Annotated in this window: 16 protein-coding genes; 12 read left to right on the top strand and 4 right to left on the bottom strand. The window is 70.1% G+C overall.

What is annotated here, in order from left to right; genetic code table 11:
* Positions 1-22: 22 nt before the first annotated feature.
* Positions 23-529, bottom strand: coding sequence for a GNAT family N-acetyltransferase (locus tag ACWEQO_RS17500; protein ID WP_452983979.1), 507 nt, complete (start codon positions 527-529; stop codon positions 23-25).
* Positions 530-957: 428 nt separating this feature from the next.
* On the opposite strand from ACWEQO_RS17500, the gene ACWEQO_RS17495 reads away from it, so the two are divergent.
* From ACWEQO_RS17495 to mfd, 3 genes are all read left to right on the top strand, one after another.
* Positions 958-1746: an ABC transporter ATP-binding protein gene (locus ACWEQO_RS17495; RefSeq protein WP_361454936.1), complete on the top strand. Its 789-nt coding sequence runs from the start codon at positions 958-960 to the stop codon at positions 1744-1746.
* On the top strand, positions 1743-4322 hold the full coding sequence (locus tag ACWEQO_RS17490) for an ABC transporter permease (RefSeq protein WP_452983977.1): 2580 nt from the start codon (positions 1743-1745) through the stop codon (positions 4320-4322). Before ACWEQO_RS17495 ends, ACWEQO_RS17490 begins: the two co-directional genes overlap by 4 nt.
* 398 nt (positions 4323-4720) lie before the next feature.
* Complete coding sequence (mfd, locus tag ACWEQO_RS17485) at positions 4721-8254, top strand: transcription-repair coupling factor (RefSeq protein WP_452983975.1); 3534 nt, start codon at positions 4721-4723, stop codon at positions 8252-8254.
* 95 nt (positions 8255-8349) lie between these two features.
* Here mfd and ACWEQO_RS17480 read toward each other — a convergent pair whose 3' ends face one another.
* On the bottom strand, positions 8350-8535 hold the full coding sequence (locus tag ACWEQO_RS17480) for an antitoxin (RefSeq protein ID WP_361454945.1): 186 nt from the start codon (positions 8533-8535) through the stop codon (positions 8350-8352).
* 232 nt (positions 8536-8767) lie between these two features.
* On the opposite strand from ACWEQO_RS17480, the gene ACWEQO_RS17475 reads away from it, so the two are divergent.
* The 5 genes from ACWEQO_RS17475 (at position 8768) to ACWEQO_RS17455 (ending at position 20116) form a co-directional block, all read left to right on the top strand.
* Positions 8768-9544, top strand: coding sequence for an HNH endonuclease family protein (locus ACWEQO_RS17475; RefSeq protein WP_452984016.1), 777 nt, complete (start codon positions 8768-8770; stop codon positions 9542-9544).
* 164 nt (positions 9545-9708) lie between these two features.
* Entirely contained in the window at positions 9709-10404 is a 696-nt protein-coding gene (locus ACWEQO_RS17470; protein WP_452983972.1) for a hypothetical protein, read from the top strand.
* A 38-nt stretch (positions 10405-10442) separates the two neighbouring features.
* The gene (locus tag ACWEQO_RS17465) at positions 10443-11939 is read left to right on the top strand and encodes a protein kinase domain-containing protein (protein WP_452984014.1); all 1497 of its coding nucleotides are present in this window, start codon (positions 10443-10445) and stop codon (positions 11937-11939) included.
* A 692-nt stretch (positions 11940-12631) separates the two neighbouring features.
* Positions 12632-18817, top strand: a complete 6186-nt coding sequence (locus ACWEQO_RS17460) for a DNRLRE domain-containing protein (RefSeq protein ID WP_452983970.1) — start codon at positions 12632-12634, stop codon at positions 18815-18817.
* 912 nt (positions 18818-19729) lie between these two features.
* Positions 19730-20116 carry a hypothetical protein gene (locus ACWEQO_RS17455; RefSeq protein WP_452983967.1) on the top strand — a complete coding sequence of 129 codons (387 nt, stop codon included), beginning with the start codon at positions 19730-19732 and terminating at the stop codon, positions 20114-20116.
* A 179-nt stretch (positions 20117-20295) separates the two neighbouring features.
* Here ACWEQO_RS17455 and ACWEQO_RS17450 read toward each other — a convergent pair whose 3' ends face one another.
* Both ACWEQO_RS17450 and ACWEQO_RS17445 read right to left on the bottom strand, forming a co-directional pair.
* On the bottom strand, positions 20296-20502 hold the full coding sequence (locus ACWEQO_RS17450) for a DUF397 domain-containing protein (protein WP_452983964.1): 207 nt from the start codon (positions 20500-20502) through the stop codon (positions 20296-20298).
* 8 nt (positions 20503-20510) lie between these two features.
* Positions 20511-21347, bottom strand: a complete 837-nt coding sequence (locus ACWEQO_RS17445; RefSeq protein ID WP_452983961.1) for a helix-turn-helix domain-containing protein — start codon at positions 21345-21347, stop codon at positions 20511-20513.
* Positions 21348-21577: 230 nt separating this feature from the next.
* On the opposite strand from ACWEQO_RS17445, the gene ACWEQO_RS17440 reads away from it, so the two are divergent.
* The 4 genes from ACWEQO_RS17440 to ACWEQO_RS17425 all read left to right on the top strand — a co-directional run bounded on the left by ACWEQO_RS17440 (position 21578) and on the right by ACWEQO_RS17425 (position 25265).
* Positions 21578-21997 carry an ATP-binding protein gene (locus ACWEQO_RS17440; protein WP_361454966.1) on the top strand — a complete coding sequence of 140 codons (420 nt, stop codon included), beginning with the start codon at positions 21578-21580 and terminating at the stop codon, positions 21995-21997.
* Between the two features lie 191 nt (positions 21998-22188).
* Positions 22189-22833, top strand: coding sequence for a SurA N-terminal domain-containing protein (locus ACWEQO_RS17435; protein ID WP_361454969.1), 645 nt, complete (start codon positions 22189-22191; stop codon positions 22831-22833).
* Between the two features lie 84 nt (positions 22834-22917).
* Complete coding sequence (locus tag ACWEQO_RS17430; protein WP_452983957.1) at positions 22918-23922, top strand: nucleoside triphosphate pyrophosphohydrolase; 1005 nt, start codon at positions 22918-22920, stop codon at positions 23920-23922.
* A gap of 62 nt (positions 23923-23984) precedes the next feature.
* Positions 23985-25265, top strand: coding sequence for a cytochrome P450 family protein (locus ACWEQO_RS17425; RefSeq protein ID WP_452983954.1), 1281 nt, complete (start codon positions 23985-23987; stop codon positions 25263-25265).
* Positions 25266-25351 lie beyond the last annotated feature (86 nt).

Genomic DNA, 25351 nt, shown 5'->3' with positions numbered 1-25351 from the left:
CATGCGGTGTCCTCGAGGCGTCTCAGGGCGCGTCCCGGTCTCCGAGGTCCCGGCGGACGTAACTCACCCCGGGGCGGCCGTCGACGGTGATGTCCCGCACGCGCGTGAAGCCGTTGCGGGTGAGGACGGTCATCGACGCGGGATTGTCCGACGTGGTGACCGCGGTGAGCGTCGTGAGGCCGTACGACCGCGCCGCCAGACGGCAGACCCGGGCCACCGCCGCCGTCGCCACGCCGCGGCCCGCCGCGCGTTCCCCCACGCGGTAGCCGAGTTCGGCCGAGCCGTCGGCGACGTCGATCAGGTTCACCCGGCCGACGACCCTCCCGTCCTCCTCCAGGAGGACGTGGAAGTGGCAGGCGCCCGCCTCCTGTTCGGCCAGGAGCGAGGTGTGTCGGGCGGCGAAGCCGGACGGGGTGAAGTACGCGTCCCCCCGGTCCGGTATCGAGCGGGCGAAGTAGGCGCGGTTGTCGCGCTCGAAGGCCAGCAGTGCGGGCGCGTGCTCCGCGCGGAGGCGTTCCAGGGTCGGCATGCCGGAACGGTACGCGGGCGCCGCGACCGGGGCACCGGAGTTTTCGCGGCTTGACCCTGACGCGGCGGAAGGGTGGAGGCTGAGTGGGCCGTCGGGAGGAGGCAACCCTGAGAAGCACTCCGCCTGTCGGGGGAGAGCCCTTAGGGGTACCTCCGTACTACGGCTCGGGGAGGGTTCGTCCCGGCGGATGACGAGGCGGGGCGGGGGCAGTCCTTAACCTGGCTTTACGCCGCTGGGGGGTGGCGGAGCACACCGCCGGGGGTGGGGTTTTCCTCAGGAGAAGACTGCGCCGGGCACCAGGGCGCACGATCCTCCCCGCCGCCAGACTGAACCACGTCGAACGAACACGCACGCAGCGGCCGTCGGGCACGACGGCGGTCGCGCCGTGCACCGCTGTCCCAACTGCTGACCGACATAGGAGAATTACCGTGACATCGGCTGTGACCATTCCCAGGCACGGGGGTACTGGAGGGCGTACGGCCGTTGCCGCGCGGGCGCGGCAGGTCGTGAAAGCGTACGGGGCCGGTGAGACCCGCGTCGTCGCGCTCGACCACGTCGACGTGGACATCGCCCGCGGCCAGTTCACCGCGATCATGGGCCCCTCGGGGTCCGGCAAGTCCACGCTGATGCACTGCCTGGCCGGGCTCGACACCGTGACCAGCGGGCAGATCCACCTGGACGAGACCGAGATCACCGGCCTGAAGGACAAGAAGCTCACGCAGCTGCGCCGGGACCGGATCGGGTTCATCTTCCAGGCGTTCAACCTGCTGCCGACGCTGAACGCGCTCGAGAACATCACGCTGCCCATGGACATCGCCGGCCGCAAGCCCGACCAGGAGTGGCTGGACCGGGTGGTGGAGACCGTGGGGCTCGCCGGGCGGCTGAAGCACCGGCCCACCCAGCTGTCCGGTGGTCAGCAGCAGCGCGTCGCCGTGGCGCGGGCGCTGGCGGCCCGGCCCGAGATCATCTTCGGTGACGAGCCGACCGGAAACCTCGACTCGCGGGCCGGCGCCGAGGTCCTCGGCTTCCTGCGCCGCTCGGTCGACGACCTGGGCCAGACCATCGTGATGGTCACCCACGACCCGGTCGCCGCCTCCTACGCGGACCGCGTGCTGTACCTGGCCGACGGCCGGATCGTCGACGAGATGCTCCAGCCGACGGCCGAGCAGGTCCTGGACCGGATGAAGGACTTCGACGCCCGGGGGCGTACGTCATGACCGTGCTGAAGACCTCGATGCGCAACTTCCTCGCGCACAAGGGGCGGATGGCGCTGTCGGCGGTCGCCGTCCTGCTGTCGGTGGCCTTCGTCTGCGGGACCCTCGTCTTCACGGACACGATGTCCACGACGTTCGACAAACTGTTCGCGGCCACGGCCTCGGACGTCACGGTCAGCGCCAAGGACGCCTCCGACGACGGCGAGACGACCTCCGACAACGGCAAGCCGCCGGTCATCCCGGCCTCCGTGCTCGCCGAGGTGCGGAAGGTGGACGGGGTGGAGTCGGCCGAGGGGGCGCTGCACTCCACCTCGCTGACCGTCGTCGACGGCGACAAGGAGAGCCTCTCGCCCACCAGCGGCGGCCCGACCATCGTCGGCAACTGGACCGCCAACGACGCCCGCACCATGAAGATCACCTCCGGTGCGGCGCCCGAGGGCCCCGACCAGATCCTGGTCGACGCCGACACCGCCGACAAGCACGGCCTGGAGCTCGGTGACGAGATCGGCGTGATCAGCGTGGTCGGCACGCACACCGCGAAGATCTCCGGCATCGCCGACTTCACCGTCACCAACCCCGGTGCCGCGATCTTCTTCCTGGACACGAAGACCGCCCAGCAGGCCCTGCTCGGCGAGAGCGACGTCTTCACCAACGTCAACGCCACGGCCGCCGACGGCGTCAGCCACGCGCAGCTGAAGAAGAACGTCGCCGCCGCGCTGGGCGGCGACTACAAGGTGCTGACCGCCAAGGAGAGCGCGGAGGCGGGCCAGAAGGACGTCGAGGGCTTCATGAGCGTCCTGAAGTACGCGATGCTCGGCTTCGCCGGGATCGCCTTCCTCGTCGGCATCTTCCTGATCATCAACACCTTCTCCATGCTGGTCGCCCAGCGCACCCGGGAGATCGGCCTGATGCGGGCCATCGGCTCCTCCCGCAAGCAGGTCAACCGCTCGGTGCTGGTCGAGGCGCTGCTCCTCGGCGTCGTCGGTTCGCTGCTCGGTGTGGGCGCGGGCGTCGGCCTCGCCGTGGGGCTGATGAAGCTCATGGGCATGGCGGGCATGGAGCTGTCCACGGACGACCTCACCGTCGCCTGGACGACTCCGGCGATCGGACTGCTCCTCGGTGTCGTCGTCACCGTCCTGGCCGCCTATCTGCCGGCCCGGCGGGCCGGCAAGATCTCCCCGATGGCCGCACTGCGTGACGCGGGTGCTCCCGCGGACGCCAGGGCCGGCCGGATCCGGGGCGGGATCGGCACGCTGCTGACCGCGGTCGGCGCGTTCGCCCTGTACCTCGCGGCGGCCGCGGAGAAGGCCGCGGAGGGCTCGATGTGGCTGGGCCTCGGCGTGGTGCTGTCGCTGATCGGCTTCGTCCTCATCGGTCCGCTGCTCGCCGGCGGTGTGGTCCGTGTCCTCGGCGTCGTCGTGCTGCGGGTCTTCGGCCCCGTGGGGCGGATGGCCGAGCGCAACGCCCTGCGCAACCCGCGCCGCACCGGTGCCACGGGCGCCGCGCTGATGATCGGGCTGGCCCTGGTGGCGTGCCTGTCGGTGGTGGGCGCCTCCATGGTGGCCTCGGCCACCGACGAGCTGGACAAGAGCGTCGGCACGGACTTCATCATCCAGTCCGACAGCGGCCAGCTGATCACCCCGCAGGCCGTGGCGGCCGTGAAGAACGCTTCGCAGGTGGAGCGGGTCACCGAGTACAAGTGGACCGAGGCCGACTTCACCACGCCCGACGGCAAGACGCTCAAGAACACGGCGATCACGGCGGCCGACCCGACGTACGCCACCGACCTGCGGGTCGAGACGGTCGAGGGGAAGCTCGAGGACGCCTACCGGCCCGACTCGATGTCCGTCCACGAGAAGTTCGCCGAGGACCACGGCATCGGCCTCGGATCGAAGATCGACGTCGCGTTCAAGGACGGGGAGACCGCCGGCCTGACCGTCCGGGCGATCACCAGCAGTGACGCCGTGGTCGACGCGGGCGCGATGTACACGTCGATCGACACCATGGCCACGTACGTCCCGGCCGACAGGATGCCGCTGGACATGCTGCTCTTCGTCTCGGCGAAGGACGGCCGGCAGGATGCCGCGTACACGGCGCTGAAGGACTCGCTGCACGACTACCCGCAGTACACCGTGCGCGACCAGACCGACTACAAGGAAGCGCTCAAGGACCAGATCGGCCAGCTGCTGAACATGATCTACGGTCTGCTGGCCCTGGCGATCGTCGTCGCGATCCTCGGCGTGGTCAACACCCTGGCCCTGTCGGTGGTCGAGCGGACGAGGGAGATCGGCCTGATGCGGGCCATCGGCCTCTCGCGCCGCCAGCTGCGCCGCATGATCCGCCTGGAGTCGGTCGTCATCGCCCTCTTCGGCGCCCTGCTGGGCCTGGGGCTGGGCATGGGCTGGGGCGCCACCGCCCAGCAACTCCTCGCGCTGGAGGGGCTGAAGGTCCTCGAGATCCCGTGGCCGACGATCATCGGTGTGTTCATCGGCTCGGCGTTCGTGGGTCTGTTCGCGGCCCTGGTCCCGGCGTTCCGGGCGGGCCGGATGAACGTCCTGAACGCGATCGCCACCGAGTAGTCACCGCCCGCCCACCGCGCACGGGGGCAGCGGGGGAGCGCCCGGTGCCGGGAAGTCCTGAGGGGCTTTTCGGCACCGGGCCCGTCGGCGTCCTGAGTCGTGGCAGGCCGGGCGGCTCGGGCGGCGGACCGGCCCCCGGGCCGCGGGCCCCGGACGTTGTCCACGGGTTTCGGCCGTCTTGTCCAGGGGCTTCGGCTGTACTGTCCGCGGGCTTTGGCCGTCTCGTCTACGGGTTTCGGCCGTCTCACCCACAGACTTCGGCCGTGTCGTCCACAGGCTTCGGACGTCGTCCACAGGCTTCCGGCGTCCGAGGGCGCGGCGTCGTACGCTTGGACACCCCCGGCCCGCGGCGCGTGTCGGGCCTGTCGTGATGCACACCCCGGATGGAAGCGCCTCGAATGAGCCTGCACGGTCTGCTGGACGCCCTCGTCAAGGACACCGCCCTCGCGGAAGCGATCTCGGCGGCCGCCGACGGCAACCGGATGCACGTCGACCTGGTCGGCCCCCCGGCCGCCCGCCCCTTCGCGGTCGCGGCCCTGGCCCGGGAGACCGGCCGCACCGTGCTGGCCGTGACGGCGACCGGCCGCGAGGCGGAGGACCTGGCGGCGGCCCTGAGCTCGCTCCTCCCGCCGGAGGGGGTCGTGGAGTACCCGTCCTGGGAGACGCTGCCGCACGAGCGGCTCAGCCCCCGCAGCGACACCGTCGGACGCCGCCTGGCGGTCCTGCGCCGGCTGGCCCACCCCCGGTCGGACGACCCCGAGACCGGCCCCGTCTCCGTCGTCGTCGCGCCCGTGCGTTCCGTGCTCCAGCCGCAGGTCAAAGGCCTGGGCGAGCTGGAGCCCGTCGCCCTGCGGACGGGGCAGACCGCCGACCTGAACGAGACCGTCGAGGCGCTCGCCGCCGCCGCGTACGCGCGCGTGGAGCTGGTCGAGAAGCGCGGCGAGTTCGCGGTGCGCGGCGGCATCCTCGACGTGTTCCCGCCCACCGAGGAACACCCCCTGCGCGTCGAGTTCTGGGGCGACGACGTCGAGGAGATCCGCTACTTCAAGGTCGCCGACCAGCGTTCCCTGGAGATCGCCGACCACGGCCTGTGGGCCCCGCCCTGCCGGGAGCTGCTGCTCACCGACGAGGTACGGGAGCGCGCACGGGTCCTCGCCGAACAGCACCCCGAGCTGGGCGAGCTGCTCGGCAGGATCGCCGAGGGGATCGCGGTCGAGGGCATGGAGTCCCTGGCCCCCGTCCTCGTCGACGACATGGAGCTGCTGCTGGACGTGCTGCCCGAGGGCGCCATGGCCGTCGTCTGCGACCCGGAACGGGTGCGCACGCGGGCCGCCGACCTGGTGGCGACCTCGCAGGAGTTCCTGCAGGCGTCCTGGGCGGCCACCGCCGGAGGCGGGGAGGCCCCCATCGACGTCGGCGCGGCCTCCCTGTGGTCCATCGCGGACGTCCGCGACCGGGCGCGCGAGCTGGACATGATGTGGTGGTCGGTGTCGCCGTTCGCCGCCGACGAACAGCTGGACAACGACACCCTCAAGCTCGGCATGCACGCCCCCGAGACCTACCGCGGGGACACCGCGCGGGCACTCGCCGACACCAAGGGCTGGCTCGCCGACGGCTGGCGCACGGTGTTCGTCACCGAGGGCCACGGCTCGGCCTCCCGCACGGTGGAGGTGCTGGGCGGCGAGGGCATCGCGGCCCGGCTGGAGGCGGACCTCGGCACGATCGCCCCGTCCGTGGTGCACGTCGCCTGCGGCGGTGTCGACCACGGCTTCGTCGACCCGGCGCTCAAGCTCGCCGTGCTCACCGAGACCGACCTGACCGGCCAGAAGGCGTCCGGCCGTGAGGGCGCCCGGATGCCGGCCCGGCGCCGCAAGACCATCGACCCGCTGACCCTGGAGCCGGGCGACCACATCGTCCACGAGCAGCACGGCGTGGGCCGCTACATCGAGATGGTGCAGCGCACCGTGCAGGGCGCGACCCGCGAGTACCTGGTGGTGGAGTACGCCCCCGCCAAGCGCGGCCAGCCCGGCGACCGCCTCTACATCCCCACCGACCAGCTGGAGCAGATCACCAAGTACGTCGGCGGCGAGGCGCCCACCCTGCACCGGCTCGGCGGCGCCGACTGGACCAAGACGAAGGCGCGGGCGAAGAAGGCCGTCAAGGAGATCGCCGCCGACCTGATCAAGCTGTACAGCGCGCGCATGGCGGCCCCCGGGCACCCCTTCGGCGCCGACACCCCCTGGCAGCGGGAGCTGGAGGACGCCTTCCCGTACGCGGAGACGCCCGACCAGCTCACCACGATCGCCGAGGTCAAGGAGGACATGGAGAAGTCGGTCCCCATGGACCGCCTGATCTGCGGCGACGTCGGTTACGGCAAGACCGAGATCGCGGTCCGGGCAGCCTTCAAGGCCGTCCAGGACGGCAAGCAGGTCGCCGTCCTGGTCCCCACCACGCTGCTGGTGCAGCAGCACTTCGGGACGTTCGGCGACCGGTACGCGCAGTTCCCGGTGAACGTGCGGGCACTGTCCCGGTTCCAGACCGACACCGAGGCGAAGGCCGTGCTGGAGGGACTGAGGGACGGCTCGGTCGACGTCGTCATCGGCACCCACCGGCTGTTCTCCTCCGAGACCAAGTTCAAGGACCTGGGCCTGGTCATCGTCGACGAGGAGCAGCGCTTCGGCGTCGAGCACAAGGAGCAGCTGAAGAAGCTGCGCGCCAACGTCGACGTGCTGACCATGTCCGCCACCCCCATCCCGCGCACCCTGGAGATGGCGGTCACCGGCATCCGCGAGATGTCGACGATCACCACGCCGCCGGAGGAGCGCCACCCGGTGCTCACCTTCGTCGGCCCCTACGAGGAGAAGCAGATCGGCGCGGCCGTCCGCCGTGAACTGCTGCGCGAGGGGCAGGTCTTCTACATCCACAACCGGGTGGAGTCGATCGACCGCGCGGCGGCCCGGCTGCGGGACATCGTGCCCGAGGCGCGGATCGCGACCGCGCACGGGCAGATGTCGGAGTCGGCGCTGGAGCAGGTCGTCGTCGACTTCTGGGAGAAGAAGTACGACGTGCTGGTGTCGACGACGATCGTCGAGTCCGGCATCGACATCTCCAACGCCAACACCCTGATCGTGGAGCGCGGCGACAACTTCGGCCTCAGCCAGCTGCACCAGCTGCGCGGCCGCGTCGGCCGGGGCAGGGAGCGCGGATACGCGTACTTCCTGTACCCGCCGGAGAAGCCGCTGACGGAGACCGCGCACGAGCGGCTCGCGACGATCGCCCAGCACACCGAGATGGGCGCGGGCATGTACGTGGCGATGAAGGACCTGGAGATCCGCGGCGCCGGAAACCTGCTCGGCGGGGAGCAGTCCGGCCACATCGCGGGCGTCGGCTTCGACCTGTACATCCGGATGGTCGGCGAGGCCGTCGCGGACTACCGGCGCCAGCTGGAGACCGGCGAGATCCAGGAGGAGCCGCCGCTCGAGGTCAAGATCGAGCTGCCCGTCGACGCGCACGTCCCGCACGACTACGCGCCCGGCGAGCGGCTGCGCCTCCAGGCGTACCGGGCGATCGCCTCCGCCAACTCGGAGGAGGACGTCAAGGCGGTGCGCGAGGAACTCGTCGACCGCTACGGAAAGTTGCCGGAGCCGGTGGAGAACCTGCTGCTGGTGGCGGGCCTGCGCATGCTGGCGCGCGCGTGCGGCGTCGGGGAGATCGTCCTGCAGGGCAACACCATCCGGTTCGCCCCGGTGGAGTTGCGCGAGTCCCAGGAGCTGCGCCTCAAGCGGCTCTACCCCGGCACGGTCCTCAAGCCGGCCGTCCACCAGGCGCTGGTGCCCCGGCCGAAGACGGCGAAGGTGGGCGGGAAGCCGCTGGTCGGGCGGGAGTTGCTGGCGTGGGTCGGGGAGTTCCTGACGTCGGTCCTGGGGTCGTGACCCGGGGCCCCGCCGACCGGACCGGACGCGCGGGGCACGAGCGAAGCCGCCCACGGCAGGGGATTCCGTGGGCGGCTCCCGGTCCGGACCCGCGCCTACGGCTGATCGGGGCGGTCGCGCTTCATGCCGAGCCGCTCCTCGGCCTGCCGCTGCCCGGCGTCGATCTGGTCCTCGTACTTTCCGCCGGTCCGCTCGTTGAGCTTCTTCTCAGCGGCGTCGGAGGCCTTCGCGGCCTTCTCCTGTGCCGACTTGTTGCTCTTGAACCTGTCGAAGATGCCCATCCGGAGCTCCTTCCGAGGGTGACTCAGCACCGACCTTACGCGCGACGTGCGAGTAATGCCCCTTTTGGGGCGATCTGGTCTGGACCTCTCTGGCTACGGTGGACCGGACGCGATACCGCTCCTCCGCGAGCGGGTAAGAAGAACGTGCAGCACGGAACAGCAAGGGAGGGGTGCCGTGACGCGGTACTCGACGTGGGACGGGGCGCGACGTGCGGGGCGGGCCGACGGACGAATACGCCGCGGCGGCGGGCCGGGGCTCTCACGCCGTACGGGGACCGCGGTGTCGGCGCTGGCCGCCGTGGCGCTCCTCGCCGGCTGCGAGGGCGTGGCGGACACCGGTTCCCCCGCCGGGGAGAGCCCGGCGGCAGTGGACGGACGCGCCGTCAGCCCCCTGGACAACCCGGACGGCACCGCGCCGGGCCTCGCACCGCTGACCGGGGAGGCGGACCGGGCGGCGGCCGTCGACCTCATCGAGAAGGTGACCACCAAGGGCCGCGGACCGAAGACGGGTTACGACCGCGACGAGTTCGGCTACGCCTGGAAGGACACCGCCGACGGCGTCCCCCTCGCGCGCAACGGCTGCGACACCCGGAACGACCTCCTCCAGCGCGACGGGCAGGAGGTGCGCTTCCGCTCCGGTTCCAACTGCGTGGTGGTGGCCATGACCCTGGCCGACCCGTACACCGGCAAGACCATCGAGTGGCGCAAGGAGAACGCGTCCGAGGTCCAGATAGACCACGTGGTCCCGCTCTCCTACAGCTGGCAGATGGGCGCCTCCCGCTGGTCGAAGGAGAAACGGGAGCAGCTGGCGAACGACACCCTCAACCTCATCCCGGTCGAGGGCCGCGCCAACTCGGCCAAGAGCGACTCCGGACCCGCCGCCTGGGTGCCGCCGAACAAGGAGATCCGCTGCTCGTACGCGGTCCGCTTCGCGCAGGTCGCCGTCAAGTACGAGATGCCGGTGACCACGGCCGACAAGCGCATGATGCTGGAGCAGTGCGGCGGCTGACCGCCGCCGCGTGAAGGGCCGCGAAGGGATCGGGACGACAACGGTTCGGTACAACCCGGACCAGTTGTCCCCGGGGGCCTATACGCTCGGACTTCCACCCGAGTTCCGCCCTCCCGTGCGGACTCACCACCCGCCCCATCGGCCACACCGGTTCAGGAGCAGTCATGTACGGCCACGGCGTGGCACCGCCCACCCGCAGCACGGCGACGGTCATCACCCTGCGCGTGCTGTTCGTCGCCGCCGGTTTCCTGTCCTGCGGGCTGCTGGCCTGCGCGCCGCTGTTCCGGGTCGCGCTCCTGCGGGGGCGCGCCGCCGACTGGGTGGCGGCCTGGGCGAGCCTGCCCGTGTCCATCTCCCTGCTGATGGTGATCGGTTCGCTGCCGGAGACGGACACCCGTACCGACGTCGCCCTGGCCGGGCTCCTGCTCCTCGGCACCGGCGCTGCCGCGTACTACCTGACCGTGGACATCCGCTTCCACCACGAGCTGCGCCAGTACGGGGTGCACGGCCCGCCGTCGCCCCACGCCACGACGATGCACGCGTCGGGCCCCGGCGCCCCCTCCCCGTACGGCTATCCGCAGCCCGCGTCGCCGTACGCGCCCCCACCCGTACCGCAGCCCCGGGCGCAGATGCCAGGGACACCCGGGCCGTCCGCACCGCACCCCACGCCCGGACCGCACCGTTCCACGCCGTCCGCCCCCGTGCCCCCCGTGCCCCCGGTGCCGCAGCAGCCTCCCGGGCAGCCGGCCCGTATCGACCAGGTGCGCGCCGAACTCGACGAGCTCAGCGACTACTTGCGCAGGAGCGACGGGCACGAGGGCGGCGGCCACGGCCACGGCCACGGCCACGGTGGACGGTGAGTGTGACGGCGAGCCGGGTCATCGCCGGCCGCTACGAGCTGTCCACGCTCATCGGGCAGGGCGGCATGGGCCAGGTCTGGACGGCCTACGACAAGCGGCTGGACCGGCGGGTGGCGGTGAAACTGCTGCGCCCGGACAAGGTGGCCGGACAGGAGGCCGACGAACTGCGCCGCCGTTTCGTGCGCGAGTGCCGGGTGACCGCCCAGGTCGACCACCCGGGCCTGGTCACCGTGCACGACGCGGGCAGCGCGGGCGAGGAACTGTTCCTCGTCATGCAGTACGTCGACGGCGCCGACCTCGGCGACCACCTCGCCGAGCACAACCCGTACCCGTGGCAGTGGGCGGTGGCGGTGGCCGCGCAGCTGTGTGCCGCGCTGAGCGCGGTGCACGCCGTGCCGATCGTCCACCGCGACCTCAAGCCGCGCAACGTGATGGTCAAGCAGGACGGCACGGTCACCGTGCTCGACCTGGGGGTCGCCTCCGTGATGGACAGCGACACCACCCGCCTGACCCACACCGGCTCGCCCATCGGCTCACCCGCCTACATGGCCCCCGAGCAGGCGATGGGCGGAGCGGTCGGCCCGTACACGGACCTGTACGCACTCGGTGTGCTGCTGCACGAACTGCTCAGCGGTGACGTGCCCTTCGCGGGCTCGACCGCGCTCGGCGTGCTGCACCGGCACCTCTACGAGGCGCCGCGGCCGGTGCGCCAGATCCGCCAGGAGGTCCCCGAGGCCCTGGAGGCGCTGGTGCTGCGCCTGCTCGCCAAGGACCCGCAGCACCGCCCTGCCTCCGCCCAGGAGGTCTACGAGCACCTGACGCTGCTGCTGCCGTCGCGGGGCACGCCCACCGGGGCTCCCCTCGACCCCACACGCCCCTTCCTGCGCCCGCACGCCCCCTGGCCGGACCTCGCGCGCACGCCCGCGCCCCAGCCCGCCCCCGCCGTACCGCCCGCACCCGTCGCGGAGAAGGCCGACGTCGCCGCCGCCGTGGACGAGGTCAAGCGGCTGCTCGGCGAGGGCCGGATCACCCAGGCCGTGGACATCCTCGGCAGGATCCTGCCGATCGCCGCGGAACAGCACGGCGAGCGCTCCCCGGTCGTGCGCACCCTGCGCAAGCAGTACGCGGCCACCCTCCTGGACGACGGCCAGTACCGGCGTGCGCTGCCCGAACTGCGCCGCCTCGCCTCCGAACGCGCCGCCGAGGCGGGACAGGCCGACCCGGAGTCCCTGCGCCACCGCTACGAGGCCGCCCAGTGCCTGGAGCAGCTCGGCGACCCGGTGGCGGCGCTCGCCGAGTACCGGGCACTGCTGCCGTACTACGAGAACCGGTACGTGGCCGCGGGCGACCCGCAGCTCGCCCATGACGTCCGCCGCCGCATCGGCCACCTCCTGCTCGCCCTCGGCGACCGCCCCGCCGCGCACGAGACCCTGGCCCGGCTGCTGCACGACGTGGAGCGCGCCCAGGGCCCCGGCCACCCGCTCGCCACCGACATCCGCCGGACGCTGGGCTGGCTGGGGCAGATGCGCGGCTGACCTGATCGCACCGGAGACAAGACACCCGGCCCCAGCTCGCTTGAGGCACTGGCGACGCCCCGGCCCAGCAGGCCACGGACGGCACCGGCGGCATCTGTGCCCGCAGGTCAGCGGCTGTTTCTGCGGCGGGCCGGACGGAATCCTCCCCTTGGCTGTTCCCGGTAGAAGGACGGAGCCGGCGGCCATGCCTGCACCGCTTCCGGGACCCACCACCGGCAGAAGCCCACGAGCCGTCACGTCCACACCACACCAGGCGAAGCGGCTGCCCCGAGACGCCTCGAAGAACCTGAGAAGGACTCGGTCGCACGCGGGGGCGGGTGGCGTGGAGCACATACCGCATGGCTGAAATGCGCCCTGAGTGATTTGTCGGGTTTCGCGAAGTCTCATTCGAGCAGCGAAAGGCCGAATAGCCCCTGTTTCAGCGACGATAGTCGATTTTTACCCCGCGAATGAGCGAAGGGCGCACTGTGGCGAATGGCGAATTGGGGGAACAGTCGGTCAGTCCTGGGGGTCGAGCGGGTTCCGGTCATTCTCGGTGGAGGGGCGTGACAGTCCATGGACCCCATGTGAAGATCCTTTGCTGATACAGAGAGTAATCACCCCAGCGAGGATTGCACATGTCATCTCTCATCCACAGATACGGACGACACAGATCCGCTGACCCCGAGTTGCCGTTTCGGCCACTACCGGCCATGAGGCGCCTGCGCCCCGTGGCCCTGGCCTTGACCCTGCTGATGGCGGTCGAGGCCGCCGTAGTGAGCTCCACGGGCGAAGCCGTTGCACTGACACGTGAAACCGCGGGTGCGAAGGCTCCCGGCAAGCCCAAGAACCTGGGCCCCGCGACCGCCGCCTCGGAAGCGGCCGCGCGGATCAAGGCAAGGATCCAGAAGCGCAGGATCGAGGTCACCGACGCCCGTACGGAGACCTCGACGATCTATGTGAATCCCGATGGCACGGTCACGGAGGAGGCGTATGCCGGGCCGGTCCGTTTCAAGGGTGACGACGGTACGTGGCACGACGTCGATGCTTCGCTGATCCAGGTCGAGGACGGGTCGATCCAGGCGAAGGGGCACCCTCACGGGCTGACCCTCGGAGGCAGGAAGGCCGCCCCGAAGGGCTTGAAGGCGGCGGGAGAGAAGAGTGCGTCGGCGCCGACGCCGCTGGTGAGCATGGAGGACCGTGCGGGCCGGCAGATGCAGCTCGGCTGGTACGGTGCTCTGCCCACGCCCACGATCGAGGGCGCCGAAGACACGGTTGCCCGGTACAAGGACGTGCTGCCGGCGACCGACCTGCTCATCGAGTCCACGCGGACCGGCTACGAGCAGTTCCTGGAACTGAAGAACCGTTCCGCCGTCGATGCCAACGGTCAGGTCGCCTACAGCCTGAAGGCCAAGGGGCTGACTGCGAAGGCGCACGCGGACGGGTCGGTCACCTTCACCGACGCCAAAGGCAAGACCGCCGGGGTCCTGCCGTCGCCGGTGATGTGGGACGCCCGTACCGACAAGAACTCCGGTGAGCACACGCACACCGCGAAGGTCGGGGTGAAGGTCGCGCAGGACGGTGACGCGATCACCATCACGCTGACGCCGGACGCCGAGTTCCTGGCCGACGAGGAGACCCGGTTCCCGGTCACCATCGACCCGACCGTCAACGTCGGTGCCAGCTTCGACACGTTCGTCCAGGAGGGCTACGGCACCGACCAGTCCACCGCCACCGAGCTGAAGATCGGCAACAACGGGTCCGGGCAGAGGGCCCGTTCCTTCCTGTCGTTCCCGATGAAGAACATCACCGGGAAGCAGATCAACGCGGCGAAGCTGAACCTGTACGCGTTCCACTCCTGGTCGTGCACGGCCAAGGGCTGGGACCTGTACAGCACGGGGGCGGCCTCGACGAGCACCCGCTGGACCAGCCAGCCCAGCTGGGGTGCGGCACACGCCACCAGTACCCAGACCAAGGGGTATTCCAGCTCCTGCAACGACGGCTGGGTCAACATCGACGCGACCTCGCTGGTGAAGTCGTGGGCGTCCAACGGAAACGGCACCAATCACCTGGGGCTGCGGGCTTCCGACGAGTCCGACCCGCAGGGCTGGAAGCGGTTCAACTCCGGCAACGCGGCGTCCAAGACCCCCTATCTGTCGGTGACCTACAACTCCATCCCCGCCGTTCCGACCCTGATATCCCCGGCGGCCGCGGCCGCCACCAACGTCACCACGCCGACCCTGTCGGCCAAGGCGCTGGACGGGGACGGCTCGCAGGTCAAGTTCGACTTCGAGGTCTGGACGCCCAACGGCACCTCCGCGCTGCGTTCCGGCGCCAGCGGCTATGTGGCCTCCGGCGCACAAGCGTCCTGGAAGCCCTCGGCGCTGCCGGCGGGCGGTTACAAGTGGCGTGCGCGTGCCTCGGACGGTTCGGCGACCAGTTCCTGGTCCGCCTTCCGCACGCTCACGGTCGACACCACGGCTCCGGCGACGACGAAGGTGTCCTCCACCGACTTCCCGGCCGGCCAGTGGTCCGGGACACCGGACGACAACGGTGACTTCACCGGCACCTTCACCTTCACCCCGCCGGCCAGCGACGTGAAGGAGGTCCAGTGGAACCTGGACGGAGGTGCCTGGCAGTCGGCGGCCACCACCGGTGCGGCCGTCTCCCGCAAGCCGGTCTTCCGCGCGGGCAAGCACACCCTGACCGTGCGCACCAAGGACGCGGCCGGCAACGTCTCGGCCACCACCGGCCACACCTTCTACGCCGGTTCCGGCGCGGCTCTGCTCACCCCCGGTGACGGGGACCGTACCGCTCGCCGCGCCGAGCTGACCGGTCAGGGCAAGACGGGCGACACCGGGGTGCGCTACCAGTACCGCCGCGGTGAGACGGACACCTGGAAGGACATCCCCGCCAAGGACACGCGCCGCAAGGCCGACGGCTCGACCCTGTCCGCCTGGCCGGCGAAGGTCACCGGCGGCGAGGCCGAGGTGCTGACCTGGAACGTCACCGACACCTTCGGCGAAGACGGCCCGGTGGACGTCCGTGCGGTGTTCACCGACGGAAGCACCAGCGACGCGTCCCCGGCCAGCACGATCACGGTGGACCGCAATGCCGGCGAGGCACCCAGCGAGGAGGTCGGCCCGGGCAGCGTGAACACGCTCACCGGTGATTTCGGTCTGTCGGCCACCGATGCCTCCGGGTTCGACCTGACCGCCACACGTTCCTTCTCCTCCCGCCGCCCGGCGAACGGGTCCCAGCAGGAGGGGCAGGTCGCCATCTTCGGTCCCCAGTGGACCGCGGGCACCCTGGCCGAACTCTCCGAGAGCGACTGGGCCTACGTACGCTCGACCTCGTCGACGTCGGTGGCCGTCGTGGACGTGGACGGCGAGGAGATCGGCTTCACCGCGGTCAAGGGCGGTGGCTGGAAGCCGGAAACCGGCGCCGAGGACCTGACCCTGACCGGCACGCTGACGGGCTCCTTCACGCTGAAGGACACGGAGGGCACCACCTCGGTGTTCGCCAAGGTGGACGCGGCGGCCACCACCTGGCAGCTGTCGAGGACCTTCCTGCCCACGGAAAACTCCACGACGACGGTGATCTCGGAGAAGGTCACGGCGGGCGGCAAGACCCTGGCCCGTCCGAAGTACGTGATCGCGCCCTCGTCGGCGGCCTCCGCCGCCACCTGCGCGAGCACGCCGTCGACCAAGGGCTGCAGGATCCTGGAGTACCAGTACGCCACCACGACCACGGCGAGCGGCAGCACGCTCGGTGACGTGGCCGGGCAGGTCACACGGATCCGCCTGTGGACCACTGCCCCGGGTGCGTCGACCTCCACCGCCACGGTCGTCTCCCAATACACCTACGACGGCCAGGGCCGCCTGCGCGAGCAGTGGGACCCGCGCATCTCCCCGGCGCTGAAGACCACCTACACCTACGACAGCGCCGGCCGCGTGGTCACCCTGACCCCACCGGGCGAGCTGCCGTGGACGTTCACGTACGGCAGGGCCGGCTCCGGCACGGTGGCCGGTGACGGCATGCTGCTGGCGGTCTCCCGACCGACGCTGAAGGCCGGCAGCAAGGACGAGCAGGACGGCGGCAAGGCCACCACCTCCATCGTCTACGACGTTCCGCTCGCCGGCGCCAAGGCCCCGAACCAGGTTTCGCTCGCCGAGACCGCGAAGTGGAGCCAGACGGACGCCCCGACGGACGCCACCGCGATCTTCCCCGCCGACCAGGTGCCCGCCTCCCACACCGGTGGCGACCTGGGCGCAGCCGACTACGACAAAGCCACCGTCACCTACACCGACGCCTCCGGCCGCGAGGTCAACACCGGTCTGCCCGGCCGGCACCTGACGGCCAAGCAGTACGACCGGTTCGGCAACGTCATCTTCGAGTTGACGGCCACCAACCTGGAACTCGCCCTGGGCAACGAGGACTATCAGGTCAACACCCAGAGCGAACTCGGTATCCTCGCCGACTCCCCGGCCGAACGCGCCCGCAAGCTCGGCACTGTCTCGGTGTACTCGGACGACGGCAAGCGCATGCTGGAGCAGTCAGGGCCGCTGCACCTGGTCACGCTGACCAAGGCTCTCCGGGGTGACGAGGACAGCCCCGACCTCCCGGCCGACGCCCTGGTCGCCGCACGTGAGCACACCGTCAACCGCTACGACGAGGGCCGACCCACCGACGGCAGCGCCACCGTCTCCGACCAGGCCACCACCACCCTGGTCGGCGCGGCGATCGACGGCTATCCCACCGATGGCGACGTACGTACCTCCACGACCGCCTACGACTGGGTCAAGGGCCTGCCCACCAGCGAGGTCACCGACCCCGGCGGGCTCAAGCTGACCAGGACCACCGACTACGACGCCCAGGGGAGGGTCGTCAAGACCACCCTCCCCAAGTCCAACGGCTCGGACGCGGGCGCCACCGTCACCCGCTACTGGTCCGCCATCGGCACCGGCACCTGTGAGGGACGGCCGGAATGGGCCGACCTGGTCTGCTCCACCGGCCCGGCCGGAAAAATCGCCGGAGGTGGCTCGAACCCGGACGAACTGCCGGTCAGAACCACCGAATATGACCGCTGGGGCAACGAGGCCAAGGTCATCGAGACCGCCAACGGCGTCACCCGCACCACGGAGAACACCTACGACGCAGCCGGACGTCTGACGCAGACCAAGGTGACCGGCGGCATCGGCACCGCGGTGCCGGCCCAGACCACCACCTACGACCCGGGCAACGGCTCCGTGGCGACCACTGCCAACGGCACCGCCACCATCCGCCGCACCACCGACCAGCTCGGCCGGGAGATCACCTACGACGACGGCACCGGCGACGTCACCCGCACCCAGTACGACAACCGCAACCGCAGGATCAGGGTCACCGACTCGGCCCCGTCCACGGTCACCTACGACTACGACAACCCCGCCGGACTGCCCACCAGGATCCATGACTCCGTCATGGGCACGATCGGCGACGTGACCGGCTTCTACGACTCCGACGGCCGCCTCTACAAGCAGAAGTTGCCGTGGAACATGGACGTCGAGTTCAACCTCGACCCCACCGGCGAGGAGACTTCCCGCTACTGGCACTGGGAGTCCGGCTGGACGGTCCAGGGCGAGTCCACGACCCGGTCCATCCACGACCAGATCGTCACCCGCACCACCTACACCGGTGGCGGCGCCTACCAGGAGTACACCTATGACGCGGCAGGCCGCCTGACCCGGGTGGACGACTCCCAGTCCGGCGTCACCACCCACCGCGCCTACACCTTCGACAACAACACCAACCGCACCTCGCTGACCACCACGATCGACGACGTCGACGGTGGTGAACCCCTCACCGACACCGTCAACTCCACCTACGACAGCGCCGACCGGCTGATCTCCACCGGTACCGTCTACGACGCCTTCGGCCGCACCACCGCACAGGCCGGCGGCGCCAAGAACGCCTACTACGCGAACGACCTCGTCCGCCAGATCACCGCCGACTCCAAGCGCACGACCTGGAGCCTGGACGCGGCCGGACGCCTGGCCTCCTGGGCGACCGAGGAACAAGCCGAGGACGGCACCTGGGGCATGGCCGCCACCAGGACCAACCACTACGGTGGCGACGGCGACAGCCCGGACTGGACCGCGGAAGGCAATGGCGCCATCAGCCGCAGCCTCGAAGACCTCTCCGGCAACCTGATCGCCACCACCAGCGCAACCGGCGACGTCACCCTGCAACTTTCCAACCTGCACGGCGACATCGGCACCCAGATCCCGCTCGTCGACGACACCACGCCGATCGTCAACACCCACGACGAGTACGGAAACCTGCTGCCCGGCACCGACCCTGCACGCTACGGCTGGCTCGGCGGTAAGCAACGCTCCAGTGAAACCCCCAACGGCATCACCCTCATGGGCGTCCGCCTCTACGACCCGACCAGCGGACGCTTCCTCTCCGTCGACCCGATTGCGGGAGGCAACGCCAACGCTTACGACTACGTCTACGCCGACCCGCTGAACAAATACGACCTCGACGGACGTTGGTGTCTGCTGGGCAGGCGTAAGGGCGGCGGCTGCCGTGGCGGAAGAACCTGGAAGAAGCACGGCAGTGCCGCCATCGGCGTAGGGGTGGCTGCGGGCTGCAGCTTCTTCACCGGATTCGTCGCGACCGTAGGATGCGTAGCCGCAGGCTCTGCTATTGCGGCATCCGTCAACTATCGACTCAACACTCCTCGGCGCAAGCGTACCCGGGGCGGTTACTACGCGGCATCATGGCAGGCTGGGGCTTGGGCGGCCGGAGGCGGTATCGCTGGGCGAACCGCGCACTGGGTCAGAAGAATCCGACACGTCCGCAGCAGTGGGAGAATGGACCGCTCAGTCAGCCACTGGAGGAGAATCTCACGCTGACAGCGCGGGTGGTCGAATCTTGGTGAGCCACTTGTCGCGGCTCGCAGAAGGCCCTCAGCGGGAACGGCGCCGACGAGTTCGACGAGGTCGGTGTGGAGTCCGCGGCAGGTGGGGACTCACCCAAGAAGATCGATAGCAGGCAGGGTGCGGGGCTTCACTGAAGCCCCGCACCCGTGGAGAGATGACGGTGGATTCGATGAAAAACCTGGGAATCGCACTAGTGATCACGGGGATAGCCGTAGCCGGTATTGCTCGCCTTATGGAATCAAGATTCCAGCGGGAGTCCGAGGTGACAGTAGGAGTGGCGCTCAAATTTGCGGTGACTTACGCCGCGTGCACGATCTCGGTCGTGGTCGGCTTGGTAATCGCTGGGTGACCGGGGCGAGTTGCTTTGTCGGCCGGTTCGGTTGGATCCGAGGAATGATGGTCCGGCCTCGGTTTCGTGAGTCCTGGAAGCCAGGCTTATGTCCTGGCCCGGAGAGGAGTCGCGAGGAGTGTCGGCACCCCCTCGGGCCCGGTACCGACTGCTCCACCGCGCCGGCCTGCGGACGGCTCGGCTGGCGTGGCCTCCGTTCGAGGTCGATCCGCACCGGCTGGAGCAGGCGGTGAGCGCTGTACGCCTGCTCCTTCCGTGCTGTCCCCATTACGGCTTTGGTGGCGACGGCCGACGGTTCGGTATGTAAAGGAAAGGGCAGGTTGGCATAAAGCGCGACCGAAGAGCATTCAAACGGTGGGATTTTGTGTTACATGTGAGGCGGTATTTGGCTTCCGTGCCATTGGTCGTGGCGCACGGCTCGGCTGGATATCAAGATAAATTCAGTGTCCCTGTATATAGGGTTTTCTGGGAGCGTATCGATGTATCGACGTCATCGTGACGAGCTTCACGCCCCTCTGGCGCCAGCCACTTCGAATGTGATTGCAATCACAGCTCGAGAATTAGTCGCCCTCGTTGGAGTTTTTGAACATTCCCATGCTCAGATTTCCGAATTGAGCGACGCGAGTGGAGAGACGATCGCCAATGCCAGCGGGTTGACTCTGGTGCCGTCGCTTTATGCGAGAGTCGGGCTGGCGTCGATCCGAGGTGTTCGTGATATCCCCTTGCTTGTCGATGAGATTGGCCTGCTTGAGGCTGCGGTGATCAACCTGGAGTCGTACGAGGGGAATGAGGTCGTACTGGTAGTCGGCTATGAGCTGTTGGATAACTTTGCGAACCGTGAGAGGAATGCTTGTCCTCTGTGCCGCAAACATGGAGTCTTGGCCTTCGCCGATGAGGCCGGGGATACGACTCAGGTTCCTTGAGGGGTTTCGGGGCGGGCGCGGGGTCCTGGGCGCACCAAGCGGACCTCGTCGCCGTCTTCGGCCGTGCCCGCGCTCTCTCCGTCCTCTGGCTCCGGGAATCGGTCCGCGACTGCGACCCACGGCGTGTGGCGCAACCTGTTGAATAGGTTCATGGGGCCGGCGCGCTCGTCCCTGACTGGTCAGTTGTCGAGTCCGGCCCTCGTCGAACGGCCCTCACTCTTGAGGGCTTCGACGAAGGTGCTGAAGGCGTCGGCCGGGAAGGCGAGGGTGGCCCCGGACGGGGCCTTTGAGTCGCGGACGGCTATGTGGGTGGGGGAGTTCGCTATCTCGACACACTCGTTGCCGTCACCCGGGCCCGAGTAGGACGACTTCCGCCAGGTGTCCATGGGGTTCCTCACAACTCCTTCGCCAGCCTGTGGACGAATTCACGCGACTGTTCGGGTTCGAGTGACGCGGCCTCCACCTTACGGAAACTCGTTCGGTAGGTGTTGAGCTGAGCCTCGGAATCGATGAAGGCCGAGCCGTGCAGCGCGTCGCGGACCACGGTGTCGAGCTTGAGCAGGGGGCCGCCCACGTACGTCATCGTGCTTGAGGCGCTGGCGAAGCCGTCCAGGTCGAAGGGGATGACGCGCACGGTGATGTGGTCCGCTTCGGAGAGTTCGAGGAGCCGGGTGAGCTGGGCCCTTGAGGTGGCACGGTCGCTGACTCTGATCCGGAGTGCCGCCTCATGGATCACCGCTTCGTACGGGATGGTGAACTCCTGGCGCTCCCTCCGGTGCTGGATGCGCAACTCGACTTCCTCGGGGGTCAGTTCCGGCAGTCTGGACGAGAAGACGGCACGCGCGTAGTCCTCCGTCTGCAGCAGGCCCGGTACGTACAGGACCGCCACATGGCGCAGGAACCGCGCGTGGTGCTCCAGTTCGGACAAGTCCAGGAATGGCGTGGGGAGGCGGCCCCGGTACTCCTCCCACCAGCCGCGCGTCCGATCGGTGGCCATCGTCGCCAGGGCGTCGATGAACTCCTTGTCGGTGCAGGCGTAGTGGGAGGCGAGGCGACGGAGGCGCTGCTCGCTCACGCCTGCGAGCGCGGACTCGATGTGGGTGATCTGGGCGGGGCTCACGCCGAGCAGCCCGGCTGCCTGGCGGGAGTTGAGGCCCGCGGTCTCACGGAGTCTGCGCAGTTCGGTTGCCAGTCGCATCTGGCGTGCCGTTGGTTCGCGCCTCTTCACCATGGTCCGGCTCCCTGACGTGCTTGTGGACGCGACTCGTTCGGCGTCAGATTACGCGACCGGCTTGCCGCGTCCCTAAATTTAGATCTACCGTCAGTGACGCGATGCACACGCTGCGGCATTCCGGGGCTCCGGAAGTGCACCGCTCCGTCCTGCCATGACGGCTGCGGCGATGCCACCGCCCGCACACCGCTGCAGAGCACGACCCCTCACCCGACGACAGGAGCTGACCCATGTCCGGAACCGGCACCACGGCCGACCCCTGGGAGTACTGCCTCTACATCCCCAACGATCCCCGCGCCGTCACGATCAGCCGCCGGACCCTCCGGCTGATCCTCACCATGCACGGCCTGATCCGTCTCGTCGACACCGCCGAACTGCTCGCCGCCGAGCTGGTCTCCAACGCCGTGCGGCACACCAAGGGACCCGCCGCCCTGCGGGTGCGGTGGGCGGCGGGGGTGTTGCGGATCGGGGCGTGGGACGCGGACCCCGCGCCGCCGGAGCCGCCGGTGCCGTTGGAACGGGTCGTGGACCTGGAGGAGGGGCGCGGGCTGGCGTTGGTCAAGGCCTACGCCGATCTGTGGGGATGGCAGCCGCTGGCGAGGGAGGGCAACCGGGGCAAGGTCGTCTGGTGCGAGCTGGCCGCCGCCTGACCGGTGGGGCGGTGCGTCACCGGCAGCGCCGCCACGGATCGCGGGCCGCCTCGCCCGGCGAGCGGGGCGGCGGTGCTCGAAGTCGCGGTGAATCGTTGGTCGAATGGGTTGGCCAGAGCCCGGCCGCTGCCTACTATCGATCACCGCAGGACTTTGTGCACCGCCGCACAAGCTCTCCTCAGGAGGTTTCCTTGCATCGCCGTCGTCGCACCGCGCTCCTCCTCACCGCCGCCCTCACGATGGCGGCCCCCCTGCTCACGGCCTGCGGGAACGACGCGCATCCCGGCGCGGCGGCCGTCGTGGGCGGACAGCGGATCACGGTGTCGCAGCTGGAGGACCGGGTCGGAGAGATCCGCGCGGCCCAGCAGGAGGCGGTGCCGGAGGCCCAGTACGAGCAGGCCGTCGCCCGCACCGGCAGCCTCACCCGCGACACCCTGCACAGCATGGTCCTGGACCGTGTGCTGGAGCGTGCCGCGCGCGACGCCGGGGTGAGCGTCACCCCCAAGGAGGTCCAGGGGATGCGGGCCGGCCTGGAGCAGCAGGCCGGCGGAGCCGAGGCGCTGGAGGCGGCCTGGCTGCAGCAGTACGGCATCCCGCCGCGGCGCCTCGACGACAACCTCCGCCTCCAGGTCCAGGCGCAGAAGCTCGCCCGGCAGCTCGGCACCGACACCAGCCGGCCCGAGTTCTGGCAGGCCCTGTCCGAGGCGAGCAGGAAGCTCGACGTCGACCTCAACCCGCGCTACGGCACCTGGGACGACGAGAAGAGCAGCCGCGTCGACGCCAGGACCCCGTGGGTCCGGGACGTCACGGTGGACGGAAGCCAGCCGATCGCCTGAGGCGGCAGGCCTACTGTCACACCGCGCCGGTTCCCCTGTGGACAACTTTCTGGGGCCGGCGAGGCCGTGGGTTAGTTTCGGACCGTGAACGCAACCAGTCCCGCAGCCCCCTCCGCCGCGCCGCCCGGCCGCGTCGTCCTGCTCACCACCAGCCACCGCGTCGCGCCCGGCCTGCTGTCCTGGCCCGCCTGGCAGGCCCTGCACGCGGCCGACCGGGTGCTGTGCGCGGACGGCGCCCATCCTCAGCTGCCGTACCTGCGGGAGGCGGGCATAGCCGTCGAGGAAGCGGCACCGGCCGCCCAGGACCTGGTCGAGGCCTGCGCCGGCGGGCGGACCGTGGTCGTCGTGGCGACGGGCGAGGGCGAGCCCGCTCTGACCGACGGCCTGGCCCGCCTCGCGGGCACCGGCCGCGTCCGGATGCCGGAGCTGGAGCTGCTGCCCGCCTCCTACGACCTGCCGGGCGCCCGCCTGCTCGACCTCGTCCAGGTCATGGACCGCATCCGCGCCGAGTGCCCCTGGTCGTCACTGCAGACCCACAAGGGCCTGGCCAAGTACGGCATCGAGGAGGCGTACGAACTCGTCGAGGCGATCGAGGAGGGCGACCGGGACGAACTGCGCGAGGAACTGGGCGACGTCCTCCTCCAGGTCGTCTTCCACGCCCGGATCGCCGAGGAGCATCCGGAGGAGCCCTTCTCCGTCGACGACGTGGCCGGCGGCATCGTCGCCAAGCTCATCCACCGCCACCCCCATGTCTTCGGCGACGAGACGGCGACCACCCCCGAGGAGGTCAAGGCGCACTGGCTGCGCACCAAGGCCGTCGAGAAGCAGCGCACCTCGGTCACCGAGGGCATCCCCATGGGCCAGCCCGGCCTGGCCCTCGCCGCCAAACTGGCCTCCCGCGTCCGCACCGCGGGCCTGGACGTTTCCCTGCCCCGGGTCGAGGGCATCGGCTACGACCTGCTCGCCCTGGCGGTACGGGCCGAGGCGGAGGGCGTCGACCCGGAGGCGGCCCTGCGCGCGGCGGCCCGCGCGTACCGGGACGCGATACGGGCCGCGGAAGGGACCGGCGGGGAAGCAACGGGGGAGTAGGGGAGTAACCGGAGGAGCAAGGGGAGGGCCTTCGGGGAGAAGGGGGCGGATACCGTCGGGGTGTGACCGACCAGCACCAGCCCCAGCCCGAGAGCACCGCCCCCGAACTCTTCACCTGGGAGTTCGCGAGCAACCCGTACCCCGCCTACGCCTGGCTGCGCGAGCACGCGCCCGTGCACCGGACGCGGCTGCCCAGCGGGGTGGAGGCCTGGCTGGTCACCCGGTACGCCGACGCCCGGCAGACCCTTGCCGACCCCCGTCTCTCCAAGAACCCGGCGCACCACGACGAGCCCGCCCACGCCAAGGGGAAGACCGGCATTCCCGGTGAGCGCAAGGCCGAGCTGATGACGCACCTGCTCAACATCGACCCGCCGGACCACACCCGGCTGCGCAGACTGGTCAGCAAGGCGTTCACACCGCGCCGCGTCGCCGAGTTCGAGTCCCGGGTGCAGGAGCTCACCGACGGGCTCATCGACCGGTTCGCGGAGCGCGGCTCCGCCGACCTCATCCACGAGTTCGCCTTCCCGCTCCCCATCTACGCCATCTGCGACCTGCTCGGCGTCCCCCGGGAGGACCAGGACGACTTCCGGGACTGGGCGGGCATGATGATTCGGCATCAGGGCGGACCCCGGGGAGGGGTCGCCCGGTCGGTGAAGAAGATGCGCGGCTACCTCGCCGACCTCATCCACCGCAAGCGCGAGGCACTGCCCGCCGAACCCGCCCCCGGCGAGGACCTCATCTCCGGCCTGATCCGCGCCTCCGACCACGGTGAGCACCTCACCGAGAACGAGGCCGCCGCCATGGCGTTCATCCTGCTGTTCGCCGGTTTCGAGACCACCGTCAACCTCATCGGCAACGGCACCTACGCCCTGCTCACCCACCCCGAGCAGCGCGAGCGCCTGCAAGCCTCGCTCGCCGCCGGGGAGCGCGGGCTGCTGGAGACCGGCGTGGAGGAACTCCTGCGCTACGACGGGCCCGTGGAGCTGGCCACCTGGCGGTTCGCCACCGAGGCGCTCACCCTCGGCGGGCAGCACATCGCGGCCGGGGACCCGGTCCTCGTCGTCCTGGCCGCCGCGGACCGCGACCCGGAGCGGTTCGCCGATCCCGACGTGCTCGACCTCGCCCGGCGGGACAACCAGCACCTGGGGTACGGCCACGGCATCCACTACTGCCTGGGCGCCCCGCTGGCCCGGCTGGAGGGCCAGACCGCGCTCGCCACGCTGCTGACCCGACTGCCGGACCTCAGGCTCGCGTCGGATCCGGCCGAACTGCGCTGGCGCGGCGGGCTCATCATGCGCGGACTGCGGACCCTGCCGGTGGAATTCAGCCCATGGCCGAAGTGACTTACTGAACGGTCACCGGATGTCTGCCGTAGCAACCCGCCGGACGGACCCGTGAAGGCCACCGGGTTGCCGCAGAAGTGGCTTTT

Source organism: Streptomyces sp. NPDC004051 (assembly GCF_053604275.1).
This window is presented reverse-complemented; position numbering and strand designations above follow the sequence as displayed.